At 57.4% G+C, this 14209-nt stretch carries 13 protein-coding genes; 7 read left to right on the top strand and 6 right to left on the bottom strand.

Features of this window, described 5'->3' with window-relative positions:
• Positions 1–27 precede the first annotated feature (27 nt).
• The 5 genes from dnaN to mutM all read right to left on the bottom strand — a co-directional run bounded on the left by dnaN (position 28) and on the right by mutM (position 5497).
• The gene (gene dnaN, locus AC2FIP_RS15105; RefSeq protein ID WP_271950744.1) at positions 28–1149 is read right to left on the bottom strand and encodes a DNA polymerase III subunit beta; all 1122 of its coding nucleotides are present in this window, start codon (positions 1147–1149) and stop codon (positions 28–30) included.
• 227 nt (positions 1150–1376) lie between these two features.
• Positions 1377–2762 (bottom strand): chromosomal replication initiator protein DnaA, encoded by a 1386-nt coding sequence (gene dnaA, locus AC2FIP_RS15110; protein ID WP_142638224.1) that lies wholly within the window; start codon positions 2760–2762, stop codon positions 1377–1379.
• 549 nt (positions 2763–3311) lie between these two features.
• Positions 3312–3575 (bottom strand): 30S ribosomal protein S20, encoded by a 264-nt coding sequence (gene rpsT / locus AC2FIP_RS15115; RefSeq protein WP_281973595.1) that lies wholly within the window; start codon positions 3573–3575, stop codon positions 3312–3314.
• Positions 3576–3803: 228 nt separating this feature from the next.
• Positions 3804–4580, bottom strand: coding sequence for an acryloyl-CoA hydratase (gene acuK / locus AC2FIP_RS15120; RefSeq protein WP_142638228.1), 777 nt, complete (start codon positions 4578–4580; stop codon positions 3804–3806).
• Positions 4581–4645: 65 nt separating this feature from the next.
• Positions 4646–5497, bottom strand: coding sequence for a bifunctional DNA-formamidopyrimidine glycosylase/DNA-(apurinic or apyrimidinic site) lyase (mutM, locus tag AC2FIP_RS15125; RefSeq protein WP_496689846.1), 852 nt, complete (start codon positions 5495–5497; stop codon positions 4646–4648).
• 86 nt (positions 5498–5583) lie between these two features.
• On the opposite strand from mutM, the gene ubiE reads away from it, so the two are divergent.
• Both ubiE and ubiB read left to right on the top strand, forming a co-directional pair.
• The gene (gene ubiE / locus AC2FIP_RS15130; RefSeq protein WP_142638232.1) at positions 5584–6336 is read left to right on the top strand and encodes a bifunctional demethylmenaquinone methyltransferase/2-methoxy-6-polyprenyl-1,4-benzoquinol methylase UbiE; all 753 of its coding nucleotides are present in this window, start codon (positions 5584–5586) and stop codon (positions 6334–6336) included.
• Complete coding sequence (gene ubiB / locus AC2FIP_RS15135) at positions 6336–7865, top strand: 2-polyprenylphenol 6-hydroxylase (protein ID WP_496787067.1); 1530 nt, start codon at positions 6336–6338, stop codon at positions 7863–7865. The genes ubiE and ubiB overlap by 1 nt, the downstream gene beginning before the upstream one ends.
• Before the next feature lie 98 nt (positions 7866–7963).
• Here the strand turns inward: ubiB and AC2FIP_RS15140 are convergent, their stop codons facing one another.
• Positions 7964–9139, bottom strand: coding sequence for an acetyl-CoA C-acyltransferase family protein (locus tag AC2FIP_RS15140; protein WP_496787069.1), 1176 nt, complete (start codon positions 9137–9139; stop codon positions 7964–7966).
• 118 nt (positions 9140–9257) lie between these two features.
• Here AC2FIP_RS15140 and AC2FIP_RS15145 point away from each other — a divergent pair, with 118 nt between their 5' ends.
• From AC2FIP_RS15145 to AC2FIP_RS15165, 5 genes are all read left to right on the top strand, one after another.
• On the top strand, positions 9258–9821 hold the full coding sequence (locus tag AC2FIP_RS15145) for a helix-turn-helix domain-containing protein (RefSeq protein ID WP_271950762.1): 564 nt from the start codon (positions 9258–9260) through the stop codon (positions 9819–9821).
• 110 nt (positions 9822–9931) lie between these two features.
• On the top strand, positions 9932–11116 hold the full coding sequence (locus AC2FIP_RS15150) for a glycine C-acetyltransferase (RefSeq protein ID WP_496787070.1): 1185 nt from the start codon (positions 9932–9934) through the stop codon (positions 11114–11116).
• Positions 11117–11130: 14 nt separating this feature from the next.
• Entirely contained in the window at positions 11131–12159 is a 1029-nt protein-coding gene (gene tdh, locus AC2FIP_RS15155; protein ID WP_142638456.1) for an L-threonine 3-dehydrogenase, read from the top strand.
• 63 nt (positions 12160–12222) lie between these two features.
• Positions 12223–13104, top strand: a complete 882-nt coding sequence (locus AC2FIP_RS15160) for a tryptophan 2,3-dioxygenase (RefSeq protein ID WP_496787072.1) — start codon at positions 12223–12225, stop codon at positions 13102–13104.
• Between the two features lie 3 nt (positions 13105–13107).
• On the top strand, positions 13108–13935 hold the full coding sequence (locus AC2FIP_RS15165; RefSeq protein ID WP_496787073.1) for an alpha/beta hydrolase: 828 nt from the start codon (positions 13108–13110) through the stop codon (positions 13933–13935).
• Positions 13936–14209: the final 274 nt, after the last annotated feature.

Here is a 14209-nt window from a genome sequence, read left to right on the forward strand (position 1 = left end):
TCCTCAGCGATCAGCCCCCAAAGCCGATCAGACACGCATCGGCATGACCACATAGACCGCGCTCAGGTCATTGCCTTCGCGCATCAGGGTCGGATCACCAGCGGAGTTGAACAGGAACACCGCGTTTTCGCGATCTACCTGAGAAGCAATTTCCAGCAGGTATTTTGCGTTGAAACCGATCTCGAGCCGTTCATCTGAATATGCGACGGCCAATTCTTCCTCGGCTGCACCGCTGTCCGGTGCATTGACCGAAAGAACCAACTTATCCGTGTCCAGCTGTAGCTTGACCGCGCGCGAACGTTCCGACGAGACCGTCGCAACCCGGTCGACGGCCTGCGCAAACTCAGCCGCATCCACTTCCAGTTGCCGCGTGTTGCCCTGCGGGATGACCCGTGTGTAGTCGGGGAATGTGCCGTCGATCACCTTCGAGGTCAGCGTGATATCCGGCGTTGCGAAACGCACCTTGGTTTCGCTGACGGAAACGGCGATATCCATCTCGTCATCGTCCAACAGCTTGCGCATCTCACCCACGGTTTTGCGCGGCACGATCACGCCGGGCATATCCGCAGCCCCATCCGGAAGGTCTGCGTCAATGCGCGCCAGACGGTGACCATCTGTGGCCACACAGCGCAGCACCTTGCCGCCTTCGGAGCCATCTGAAACATGCATATAGACGCCATTCAGATAGTACCGCGTCTCTTCGGTTGAGATGGCGAATTTCGATTTGTCGAACAAACGGCGCAGCAATGCTGCCGAAGCCGTAAAGTTCGACTGGTATTCCGATGATGCCATAACTGGGAAATCTTCTTTCGGCAGAGTCGCCAGAGAGAAGTTCGATCGCCCGGCTTCAACCGTCAGACGACCTGCCGCACTGTCGGCGGTCAGGGTGACCAGCGCGCCATCGGGCAGTTTGCGCACAATCTCGTGCAGGGTTGTGGCGGCAACCGTGGTGGCGCCGGCCTTTTCCACCTGCGCAGGGGCCTTGTCGACCACTTCGATATCCAGATCGGTGGCGCGGAACATGGCCTGATCGCCTTCGGCCTCGATCAGAACATTAGCAAGTATAGGGATCGTGTTGCGTCGTTCGACGACGGATTGGGCCTGGGAAACGGCCTTGAGAAGGGTGCCGCGTTCGATGCTGATCTTCATACCCTTAATTCCTCTGACTTGCGTGCCGAAAATGGGCGGGACTGGCACGTTAGCGCCTCCGCCCCGAGGCACAAGGATTTTTTATGGATTTCTGAGTCGGTTTGCCCGCAGGGTCAAGAGGCGCGTGACCCTGCGGTCACAGTTCATAGCCAACCGTGGACTATTGCGCACAAAAAAACGCCCCGGCCATCAAGATCCGGGGCGCCTGTTTAATGCCTAGAAGATACTCAGGCTTCCAGCGCGCGACGCAGCATTTCCACGTCTTCGGCGATTTGGCCATCGGTTGTCTTCAGTTCTTCGATGCGTTTGACGCCATGCATGACCGTGGTGTGATCGCGTCCGCCAAACCGACGGCCAATCTCGGGCAAAGAGCGGCTGGTCAGCTGTTTGCACAGATACATCGCCACCTGACGCGGGCGCGCATAGGAGCGCAAACGCTTGGGGCCTATAATGTCGCTAAGGCGGATATTGTAATATTCTGACACTTTGCGCTGAATCTCTTCGACGGTAATCTTGCGTTCTGACGCGCGCAGCACGTCCGCCAGGCAATCCTGCGTCAGCTCCATGTCGATCTCTCGCCCGACAAGCGAGGCAAAGGCAAACAGCCGGGTCAAGGCCCCTTCCAAAACACGCACATTGGTCGAGATGCGATGGGCCAAGAATTCCAGTACCCCATCTACGATAGTCACGTCAGGATAGGTGCGGCTGTATTGCTGAACCTTGGTTTGCAGGATGCCCAGACGCAGTTCGTAATCGGTGGGATGCAGATCGACGACCAGACCACATTGCAGGCGTGATTTCACACGGTCCTCCAGGTCCTTGATCTCGCCCGGGGCGCGGTCGGCCGAGATGATGATCTGTTTGTTCTGGTCTACCAGCGCGTTGAAGGTGTGAAAGAACTCTTCCTGAGTCGAATCCTTTCCAGCGATAAACTGGACGTCATCAACCATCAACACATCGACCGAACGGAACAGGTGTTTGAAGTCCATCATCCGGCGTTCCCGCAGCGCCTGCACAAAGCGGTACATGAATTGTTCCGCCGATAGGTACAGAACATTCAATTCGGGATGTTTGGTCTTTAGTTCCCAGGCGATGGCATGCATCAGGTGGGTTTTACCCAGGCCGACACCGCCATACAGAACCAGCGGGTTAAAAGTCACGGGGCCACCTTCGGACACACGACGCGCGGCGGCATGGGCCAGCTCGTTGGGCTTGCCGACAACAAAGCTGTCAAACGTGAAACGAGAATCCAACGGCGCCGCCTGCAGGGATTCCAACGCATCATTTGCGGTCGCGGATAAAGTCTGCGTTTGCGCTTCCTGGACGCGGGCAGGCGCAGTTGCCACGTCGTTCGAAGGACGTACCGGAGAGTTCGCTGCCACTCGGAACGCAAGGCGCTGTACAGATTCTCCGGCGGTGTTCATCTCATACAGGATAAGATCCGCAAAATTCTGGCTCACATAATTGCCCATAAAGTTCGTCGGAACCGAGAACACCGCTACACCGTCCTGCAGCTCTTGGAATTCAAGAGGCTCGATCCAGGTGGTATAGTTGTTCTTTCCGATCGCCTTGAGCAGTTTGTTACGCAGTAGTCCCCATTTCTCTTGTGTCATTAAGCGCCTCACGCATCCCATTCTTTATTGGCCTGTCGGCCTTATTACTAAGCCCCGGTCGCCCGGATCACGATGTCACTCGCAAAAGGATACCCTGCGCCAAACCGCAGAAGTTTGGCGGGTTTGTCCCTGAAAGTCAGCACAATCCAAACTCGTGACATCCAGCACCTGAATATCCCGAAAAGCGGCCTGCGCTTCGCAATCTTATCTTTAGACAGGGCTCGGATCCTCGGTTACCCCAAGACCCTCAGCAGATCAGCAAACCGGTTTATCCGGATGCCAACATTCGTTCCTCGACCGCTCTGATGCCCGTCAGTACAATCGTAGGAACAGCCTGTCCCCCCAAGCGAGTGAATCGCTGTATCAGTGGTAACAAGAGGCCGACGTCTGCGGCAACGAAACTCTGATATTGACTCGGGTCTTTGTGCGAAAGAATCTCTCGGCAACGTGAAGACGCGGTATTCTGGCAACAGCAAAAGGGCGCCGCGATATGCGACGCCCTTCGGAATAGTTCAGCCATGCTTACGTGACCCTAGGTCACATAAAGACTCAGCCCAGCGATTTAACGCGGGCCGACAGACGGGACATTTTGCGGGAGGCTGTGTTCTTGTGGAAGACGCCCTTTGTGACGCCGCGCATCAGTTCGGGCTGAGCTGCGCGCAGAGCAGCAGTTGCTGCGTCCTTGTCACCGGATGCGATTGCTTCTTCTACTTTGCGCAGATAGGTGCGGATGCGCGAACGGCGTGCTTTGTTTACGGCGAAACGCTTTTCGTTCTGACGAGCGCGTTTTTTTGCCTGGGGCGAATTTGCCATGTGTCTCTGACCTTTGTTCGGTACGGTTATGTAGAATGCGCGCCGCGGATATCCGCACCGGATCAGAAATCACGAGTGTGAGTCGGGCCAAGCGGGCCGCACGCGCATGTATAGCGGCGGTGCATAGACAAGTTTTGAGGCTTTGCCAAGCCGATTCTTCACTGCTGAGCCGCGGGCAAGAAAAAGGCGGGCTCAGCCCGCCTGTTCGATACATATTTCGTGGCCGGTTTACTTGTCCCGGAACTGAGCCGAGCGTTTTTCCAGAAAGGCTGCCATGCCTTCTTTCTGGTCCTCGGTGGCGAACATCGAATGGAACACCCGGCGCTCGAACAACATACCTTCGCTCAACGGCACTTCATAGCTGCGGTTGACCGCCTCTTTTGCCGCCATGGTCGACAGTTGCGATTTCTCGGCAATTTTCTGGGCCACGCCAATGGCTTCTTCGATCAACTTCTTGGCCGGTACAATCCGGCTGACAAGACCAGAACGTTCAGCCTCTTCCGCGTCCATGAAGCGACCGGTCAGATTCATGTCCATCGATTTTGACTTGCCGACGAACCGGGTCAGACGTTGGCTGCCGCCCAGCCCTGCAATAACGCCCAGATTGATTTCAGGCTGGCCAAACTTGGCAGTATCGGCGGCAATGATGAAATCGCACAGCATCGCCAATTCACAGCCACCGCCCAGCGCATAACCCGCAACTGCTGCAATGATAGGTTTGCGGATGGCCGAGATACGATCGTTGGCCTCGGCAAACAGGTTGACAGTGAAGACGTCAACAAAGCTCATCTCGGACATTTCCTTGATGTCCGCACCTGCGGCAAAGGCCTTGTCCGAGCCGGTGATGACGACGCAGCGTACCTTGTCGTTTCCATCCGCCTCTTCCAACGCGGTGCACAATTCACCCAGCAACTGAGTGTTCAGCGCATTCATCGCATCGGGGCGGTTGAGTTTGATGAGGGCGACGTGGTCTTCGATTTCGACGATGATCGTCTCAAAAGCCATGAGTTAAAGCTTCCGGTTGTTCCGTTCAGGTACGATTCCTTACCACGCGAAAAACTTGGATCAAGCTATCTTTGGCATTGCACACAATAGAAGGATGAGCGACCGGACTGGGTGATTCTCTTGATTTCTGCCCCGCACCCCCCTGTCCGACAGGGCGCACCCTCGCGCCCGTAGACATCAAAGCTGTGCTGAAAATATCCAAGTTCTCCATCGGCTTGCCGGAAATCCCGCAGCGACGATCCACCTGCCTCGATCGCCTCCTGCAGCACTTGACGAATGATCGGAACCAACCCGGCAACGCGGGTTGAAGAAATCTGTCCCGCTTTGCGACGTGGCGACACTCGACCCCGATACAGCGCTTCGCAGACGTAGATATTGCCCAGTCCTGCAACGATTCCCTGATCCAACAGCGCTGATTTGACCGGTGTGTTCTTGCCTTTGAACGCTTCGATCAGATGCTGTTCATGAAAATCATTGCCCAAAGGCTCCGGTCCCAGGACCGATAACAGCTTATTATGCTCGGCGGTTGCCGTAGGTAGCAGGTCCATCGCACCAAACCGACGTGGGTCATTGAAGGTGATCCGGGCACCATTGGCCATGTGAAACACCACATGGTCATGTTTCTCGGGCATGGGATGGGTATGCGCAAATTGACCCAGCGGATCACCCGAGACCGTCATTCGCCCGGACATGCCCAGATGAATCAGTAACGTTTCGCCACTGCTAAGATCAGCTAGAATGTACTTGGACCGCCGCCGCAACCGATCGACCCGCTGGCCGGTCAGCCGTTCGGCCATCCGGTCAGGAAACGGCCAGCGCAAATCGGGGCGATTTACATCCGCCTGTTCGATCACGATACCTTCCATCGCCGGGGACAGGCCGCGTCTTACTGTCTCGACCTCGGGCAATTCGGGCATTTCCTGGCTCCTATTCCAAAGGGCCGCATTGTGCCCGGTTCTTATGGCCCTATAACAGAGGCGAAATTCGACAAACGGCAAGGCAAATGTCCGACAACAGCGACAAGACCACTCATTTCGGGTTCGAAACCGTGCGCGAGGCCGACAAGGCCGGGCGCGTGCAGGGCGTGTTCAACTCGGTCGCCTCAAAATACGATGTGATGAACGATGTCATGTCGATGGGCATTCACCGGATCTGGAAAGACGCAATGATGGACTGGCTGGCCCCACGCCCCGGTCAGCGCCTGCTGGACGTTGCGGGCGGCACCGGCGATATCTCGTTCCGGTTCCTGAAACGCGCAGGCCGTGGCCATGCCACCGTTCTGGACCTGACCGAGCCGATGCTGATCGAAGGCCGACAGCGGGCCGAGGCGGATCAGATGTCGGACAGTCTGAATTGGGTGGTGGGCGATGCGATGGCCCTGCCGTTCGAGGATAACACCTTTGACGTCTACACGATCTCCTTCGGCATCCGAAACGTGACTCGCCCGCAAGAGGCATTGAACGAGGCCTACCGCGTATTGAAACCCGGCGGCCGCCTGATGGTTTTGGAGTTCAGCCAGTTGCCCAATGACGGGCTGCAGAAACTCTATGACCTCTATAGTTTCAATGTCATCCCGCGCATGGGGAAACTGATCGCCAATGATTATGACAGCTATCAGTATCTGGTCGAATCGATCCGTAATTTCCCGGATCAGGATACTTTCCTGAACATGGTCCGCACCGCCGGGTTCGACAACGCGAAATACCGTAACCTGACCATGGGCATTGCCGCGCTGCATTCCGGCTGGAAAATCTGATGCGCGGCCCTCACAATATCATCCGCTTGATCCGGACCGGCGCGACTCTGGAACGGACAGGTGCCATGAATGTCGTTCTGGACGCGTTCGAAGCACCACGTGCCCTGCGAGTTCTGGCCCACACCCTGGGCAAACCCTTTCAATGGCTGGGTTACAAAGGCGATCCGTCGATGCCCCCAGCCACCCGTGCCCTCACCGCCCTGGGACCTGCTTATATAAAATTCGGTCAGGTTCTGTCCACGCGGCCCGACGTGGTTGGAGACGAACTGGCCGAACAGCTACGCGTGCTGCAGGACAAACTACCCCCGTTCTCCAAGGCCGAGGCCATGGCCGAGGTCGAGAAAGAGCTTGGTCAACCCGTCGTCGAGATATTCGATGAGTTCAGCGAACCGATTGCGGCCGCCTCAATCGCCCAGGTCCATAAGGCCAAGTTGGTCAGCACAGGCGAGGATGTCGCCGTCAAGGTTTTGCGGCCGGGGATCGAACGTGCCTTCCGCAAGGATGTTGATGCGTTCTATTTTGCTGCCCGAATCGTGCAACTCTTCGCCCCCGGCGCGCGCCGCCTGCGCCCGATGGAAGTGATCGAACATTTCGACGGCGTCGTGCGTGGCGAGCTGGACTTGCGTCTGGAAAGCTCGGCTGCCTCGGAATATGCCGCTAACACCAAGGACGATGCCGGATTCTGGTTGCCCCCCGTGGTCTGGTCCCTGTCGGCGCGTCGGGTAATGACACTCAGCTGGGCAGATGGCATCCCGCTGGGCGACAATGGCGCACTGGATTCAGCCGGTCATGACCGCCGCGATCTGGCCGAACGCGTGCTGCGCCTGTTCCTTCTCCACGCTCTGCGCGACGGCTATTTCCACGCTGACATGCACCAGGGTAACCTGAAGGTCGCGGCAAATAGCGATATCATTGCCTATGACTATGGCATCATGGGCCATATCGACGAATACACCCGCCGGGTCTATGCCGAGATTCTCTTTGGCTTTATCCGCCGCGACTACAAGCGCGTGGCCGAGGTGCATTTCGAGGCCGGATATGTCCCTGCCAATCAGAACGTCGATGAATTCGCCCGTGCCCTGCGCGCGGTTGGAGAGCCGATCTTTGGTATGAACGCCACCCATATCTCAATGGGCCGGTTGCTCAGCTATCTGTTCGAAGTCACTGAACGCTTCGGCATGGAAACCCGTACCGAGCTGATCCTGCTTCAGCGTACAATGGTTGTGGTCGAAGGCGTCGCGCGCTCACTCGACCCGCAAATGAACATCTGGGAAGTCGCCCGGCCCGTGGTCGAAGACTACATCAAACAATCCATCGGCCCCCGCGCCGCACTTCGCGATCTTGGCAAAACAGCAATGGTTCTGGCCCGGTTTGGTCCGCGGCTTCCAGCACTGGTAGAAAACGCATTGATTTCCCAAACCCAAAAGGATGAGCCGACCCGGTCGCGCCTATGGTCCGTTGCCTTGCCCGCCACCATTGGTGCCGCTACCGGCGCGGCCCTCGTCCTATTGCTGACAAGCTTCAGCTAAACCCAATCCCGCCCGCTTCATCTGGCCAAAAATACCTTCGGGGGGAATTGCGCCATAGGTGCGATGGGGGGCAGACAGCCCCCCTGCTTGGTTCGGTTTCAGAGCAGCTCAAAGGCGATGGCAATGCCCTGACCGCCACCGATGCACATGGTGACCAAACCCTTGGACCCGCCCGTGCGCTCCAGCTCATACAGGGCTTTCAGCGTTATAATCGCACCGGTTGCACCCACCGGATGGCCCAGCGCAATCGCCCCGCCATTCGGGTTTACCTTGGCGGCATCCAAGCCCAGCTCTTTGTTCACGGCCAATGCTTGCGCGGCAAAGGCTTCGTTGCTTTCGATCACATCGAAATCATCCAGCGTCAGGCCAGTCCGTGCCATCAGGTTCTGCACCGCAGGAACCGGACCAATGCCCATCACCTCGGGGCGTACGCCCGCGTGGCCATATCCCAAAATCCGCGCTTTCGGCTTCAGACCCGCCTTCTCGGCCGCCTCCGCCGTGGCCAGTACCATCGCCGCCGCACCATCGTTGATGCCCGAGGCGTTGCCTGCCGTCACCCGGCCATCCTTGCGGAAGGCAGGACGCAGCCCGGCCAGCGCCTCGGCGGATGTCTGTTTGGGATGCTCGTCGACCATGAAATCGACCATGTCGCGCTTGACCTTGACCTGAACCGGCGTGATCTGGCTTTGGAAATACCCCGCCTCCAGCGCAGCCGCCGCACGGGTTTGGCTGGCCATCGCGAATTCATCCATCTGCTCACGGGTGATCTGGTGCTCATCAGCAACGTTTTCCGCCGTAATGCCCATGTGGCCAGTGCCAAACGGGCAGTTCAACGCGCCCAGCATCATATCCATCGAGGTGACATCGCCCATCTTCGCTCCCCAGCGCGCCTGTGGCACGATATACGGACTCCGCGACATGCTTTCGGCGCCACCAGCTACAGCGAATTCAGCGTCGCCCAGCATCAGGGACTGTACCGCCGACACAATCGCCTGCGCACCGGACCCGCACAGACGGTTTACGTTCATAGCGGGCGTTTCAACGGGGATACCGGCCTGCTTGGCCGCGGCGCGTGACAGGTACATGTCGCGTGGTTCGGTATTAATGACATGACCAAACACCACATTGCCGATTTGCTCGGGCGCAACTCCAGATCGCTCCATCGCCGCTTCAGCCACAACGGTCGCCAGATCAATCGGCGCAGTTGAAGCCAAGGCGCCACCAAATGTGCCAATCGCGGTGCGCGCACCATCAAGAATGACGATATCTTTCATGTCTCTTCTCCTCGTGGATTTGCGGGCACTATGCATCCAGCCATTGGAACTGTCCCATAGGACGTACCGTCACAAGCGGAATTGACATGAGGCCACCAAACGCGCATGAGATTCCGTCATGACGGAAAATTCAGACGATATCCTGACGCGCCTGCCCGCCCGCCTGAAAGAGGCCCGCCGCGCTAAAGGCCTGTCGCTGGAAGCTGTGGCCAATCTCAGCGGCGTGTCCCGATCCATGGTCAGCCAGATTGAACGCGGCGAAAGCAGCCCGACGATCTCGACCCTGTGGAACCTGACCCGTGCCCTGCAGGTGGATTTCGCTGGCCTGCTGGAAGAGGCCAATAACGCCGATCAGATCGAAACCCTGCGCAGCGACGAAGTGCCCAGCATCGACAATATGGGCCAGAATTGCCGCATCCGTATCCTCTCCCCGCCCGAAGAGGCCGGTGGCCACGAGGTCTACGATATCCGCTTTGACAGTGATGGCGCGCTGAACAGCCAACCACACGCACGCGGCGCTCATGAACAGTTGACTGTACTTGAAGGTGCGGTGCGCGTCACCTCGGGCAGTGCCGTCAGCGAGCTGAACCAGGGCGACACCGCGCGATACGCGGCGGACGTTCTGCACTCAATTACAGCCAAGAAGCCAGCAAGGGTGTTCCTGATCGTCAAAAACGCCTGACATCGGCGCATTTCCGCCTTTACGGAAATTTTTCCTTCATACTGTAATTCCCCTATTTGGGAATTTCATCCGTTATGTTAGACATGCGACTCAGTTGAACGGAGATCGCCATGTCAGATGCATTCCTGTCCCATGTCACCGACACCCTCGTGCAGATCGAAGCGGAGGGTCTGTACAAGCGTGAACGAATGATCACCTCGCCCCAGGGCGGCGAGATTACTGTGGGCGACAGGCAGGTCATCAATCTGTGCGCCAACAATTATCTGGGTCTGGCCGATCATCCGGCACTGATCGCCGCCGCCAAAGATGCGATGGAGCCCAAAGGGTTCGGCATGGCCTCGGTCCGGTTTATTTGTGGCACACAGGACATTCACCGTGAGCTGGAACAGAAGCTGGCACAATTCCTGAATAAGGACGATGCGATCCTGTTTGCCGCCTGTTTTGATGCCAATGGAGGGCTGTTTGAGCCTTTGTTAGGGCCTGAAGACGCCATCATCTCGGACAGTCTGAACCATGCCTCAATCATCGACGGGGTACGGTTGTGCAAGGCCAAACGTTATCGTTATCTGAACAACGACATGAACGATCTGGAGGCCTGGCTGAAGCAGGCACGCGAGGACGGCGCGCGTCACATCATGATCGCGACAGACGGTGTGTTTTCGATGGATGGCTATCTGGCTAACTTGCCGAAAATCCGCGAACTGGCGGACAAATATGACGCCATTGTCATGGTCGATGACTGCCATGCCACCGGATTCATGGGTCCGAACAGGGCCGGTACACCGGATCATTTCGGTGTCGCTGTGGATATTCTGACGGGAACCTTGGGCAAGGCACTTGGGGGGGCAATCGGCGGTTATATCGCCGGGCCGCAGCCAGTGATCGACCTGCTGCGGCAGCGGGCGCGGCCCTATCTGTTCTCAAATTCGCTGCCGCCTTCAATCGTTGCTGCCGGGATCGAAGCCATCCGTCTGGTCGAAGAGGGCGACATGCTGCGCGCGCAACTGTTCGGCAACGCCAAGTATTGGCGCGCGGGATTGGAAAAGTTGGGTTTTGACCTTCTACCGGGCGAACACCCGATCATCCCGGTAATGCTGGGCGAAGCACAACTGGCGCAGGACATGGCCGCAAAGCTGTTTGACGAAGGCGTTTATGTTTCGGGTTTTTTCTTCCCCGTCGTCCCGCGCGGTAAGGCACGGATCAGAACGCAGATGAATGCGACGCTGACAAAGGATGAGCTGGACCGTGCGCTGGCCGCCTTTGGCAAGGTCGGCAAAGAGCTGGGGATTATCTGATGCGACCCAATACGATGAAAGCGCTGGAAAAATCCAAGCCCGAGGAGGGGCTGTGGATGGTGCAGGCCCCGGTGCCCGAGATCGGCCCTGATGAAGTGCTGATCCGCATCAACAAGACCGGCATCTGCGGCACCGATATCCACATCTGGAACTGGGACGACTGGGCCGCCGCCACGGTGCCCACCCCGATGATCACCGGCCATGAATTTGCCGGTGAAATCGTTGAGATCGGGCGCAACGTGACCGGGCTTGAGATCGGCCAGCGCTGCTCCGGCGAGGGGCACCTGATCACAACCGACAGCCGCCAAAGCCGCGCTGGCAAGTTCCATCTGGATCCCGGCACGCGCGGAATCGGCGTCAACGAACAGGGTGCCTTTGCGCAATACCTGAAACTACCTGCCTTCAACGTGGTACCCCTGCCCGATGACGTTCCCGACGAAATCGGAGCCATTCTCGACCCGTTGGGGAATGCTGTGCACACTGCACTCAGCTTTGATCTGCTGGGTGAGGATGTGCTGATCACCGGTGCAGGCCCCATCGGCATCATGGCCGCCGCCGTGGCCCGCCATGCAGGCGCGCGGCATGTGGTGATCACCGATATCAATCCGGACCGCTTGACGCTGGCTGCGCATGTTGTGCCAACATTGCGCCCTGTCGATGTGACCAAGGAAGATTTGCAGGACGTGATCGCCGAACTGGGCATGCAGCAAGGTTTTGACGTCGGGCTTGAGATGTCAGGTTCACAAATTGCACTGGACCAGATGGTCGAGGCACTGGTGATGGGCGGCAAGATCGCTCTGCTGGGCATCCCACCTGGAAAATCCCCCGTGGACTGGTCCCGCATCGTATTCAAGGCCATCACCATCAAAGGTGTCTATGGGCGCGAGATGTTCGAGACCTGGTATAAGATGATTGCCATGTTACAAAACGGCTTGGATGTCAGCCGAGTGATCACGCACCGTTTCAAGGTTGATGAATTCGCCAAGGGCTTTGGCGAGATGAAATCAGGTCGATCCGGCAAGGTTGTTCTGGATTGGACCTAACCCTCTGGCGTTAAACGGCTTCACCCCCTAAACAGGAGGGAACTCAGGTGTTTGGAGGCGCAGATGAGCGACAAGGACAACCGGTATCTTGAACGCGGGATCGAGGACACTCTGGTCACGGATTTCGCCGAAACCCACCGCAAGAGCTATGGCGACTTCCTGCAGCTCAAAACCCTACTGAATCTGCAAAAGACGTTTCAGGATCCCGCGCAACCAGATGAGATGCTGTTCATCATCATCCATCAGGTCAGCGAGCTGTGGCTGAAGCTGATGCATCACCAGCTGGTCGAAGTGCGCCGCTTTCTGCAAGAGGACGAATTTGGCCCGGCAATGAAGAATCTCGACCGGGTCAAAGCAATCCAGCGGCAGTTGATTTCCGCGTGGGAAACGCTTCTGACCATGACCCCCGCCGATTACATGACCTTTCGGCAAGCACTTGGCAACTCCTCGGGATTTCAAAGCTATGGCTATCGTCAGATTGAATTCATTCTGGGCAACAAGGATGCCTCGACCCTGAAGGTTCACCAGCATGATCCCGAAGTCATGGAATTATTGGATGCCGCACTGACCAAGCCTTCGCTTTACGACGAAGTGCTGCACATGCTGGCCCGGCAAGGGTTTGACGTGCCTGATGACCTGCTGAACCGTGACTTTGCACAACCATATTCCGGCGACCCGCGCGTGGTGAAAATCTGGACTCAGGTGTTTCACAATACCGATCAGTATTGGGACCTCTATGCGCTGGCCGAAAAGCTGATGGACGTTGAATCTCTGTTCCAGCGCTGGCGGTTTGACCATGTCACAGCGGTCGAGAGAGTTATTGGCAACCAGCCAGGTACAGGCGGGTCCAGCGGTGTGTCGTTCCTGCGCAAAGCGCTGGACTTGCGGTTCTTTCACGATCTCTACGATGTGCGCACCGAATTGATGTATAGCGGGCAGGAGTAGGCGATGCTGTATCGTGGTTTCACTCAGACAGAGCTGGAGCAGGAGTATTCTCCCAGTTCGATGGTTGGCGGCGATCTGACACCCTATCTTGAAAGCTACGCCGCGCTGAGTGCGCAGAACCGCGCCCGGATGGAATGCCGGGAAAACCTGCCCTTCGGCGAAACATCTGAACAGGTGCTCGACTTCTTTCCTGCGTCGACGGCCAACGCTCCGCTGCATGTCTTTATTCACGGAGGTTACTGGCAGGCGCTCAGTCAGCGTGAGTCGGCGATGATGGCCCCTACACTGGTGGAAAACGGGCAAGCCTTTGCAACGCTGAACTATAAGCTCGCACCTGAGGCCCGACTGGATCAGATGATCAAAGAGTGCCGCGATGCCCTGCTTTGGCTGGGATCACAGGCGACGGCCCTTGGGTTCGATCCGGCGCAGATCACCTTGTCGGGGCACAGCGCCGGGGCACATCTGGCAGCCATGATGATGGCGACTTCAGCCGATGCGCTAGCCCGCGCCGGCTTGCGGGTACGAGAGGTGATTCTGATCAGCGGCGTCTATGATCTTGAACCGATCAGCCTGACGCCGGTGAATGACCCGCTGCAACTGACCCCGGTCGAAATACACGATCTCTCACCCATTCTGCACCTGCCCGCCCCCGGTCCGCGTTACCATTTAACCGTCGCCGAGCGCGACACACCCGAATTCATTCGTCAAAGCCGGGACTATGCGGAATTGCTGCGTAAAGGCGGGCATTCTGTCAGTTTTGATCTGCAGAAAGGGATGCAGCATTTCGACATCATCATGCACGCAAGCACGTTCCTGCCGGCTCCTCGGTAATCATAGGTGTTGGGCGAAAGAATATTCTGACCTTTGCGTCATGCACTGAGCAAGTCGCCATATCCCTGCATTTGTGGCGGTACACGCAAGTGTCCGATTTGCGCCCAGAGTGACAGATGCTGTACTAGCTAGGAATGGCAGCGGTGCGCTAATGTCGACTCTGCAAAGTTGAACGAACGGAGTACACGGAACTTTTATCGCGCTCTCATCCGTTCTGGTGCAGAATTCTCCAAACCGGTCGATGATCGAATTCGCAGCTGGTGAAAAAAATCAC

This window comes from Ruegeria sp. CDSB114 (assembly GCF_059611025.1).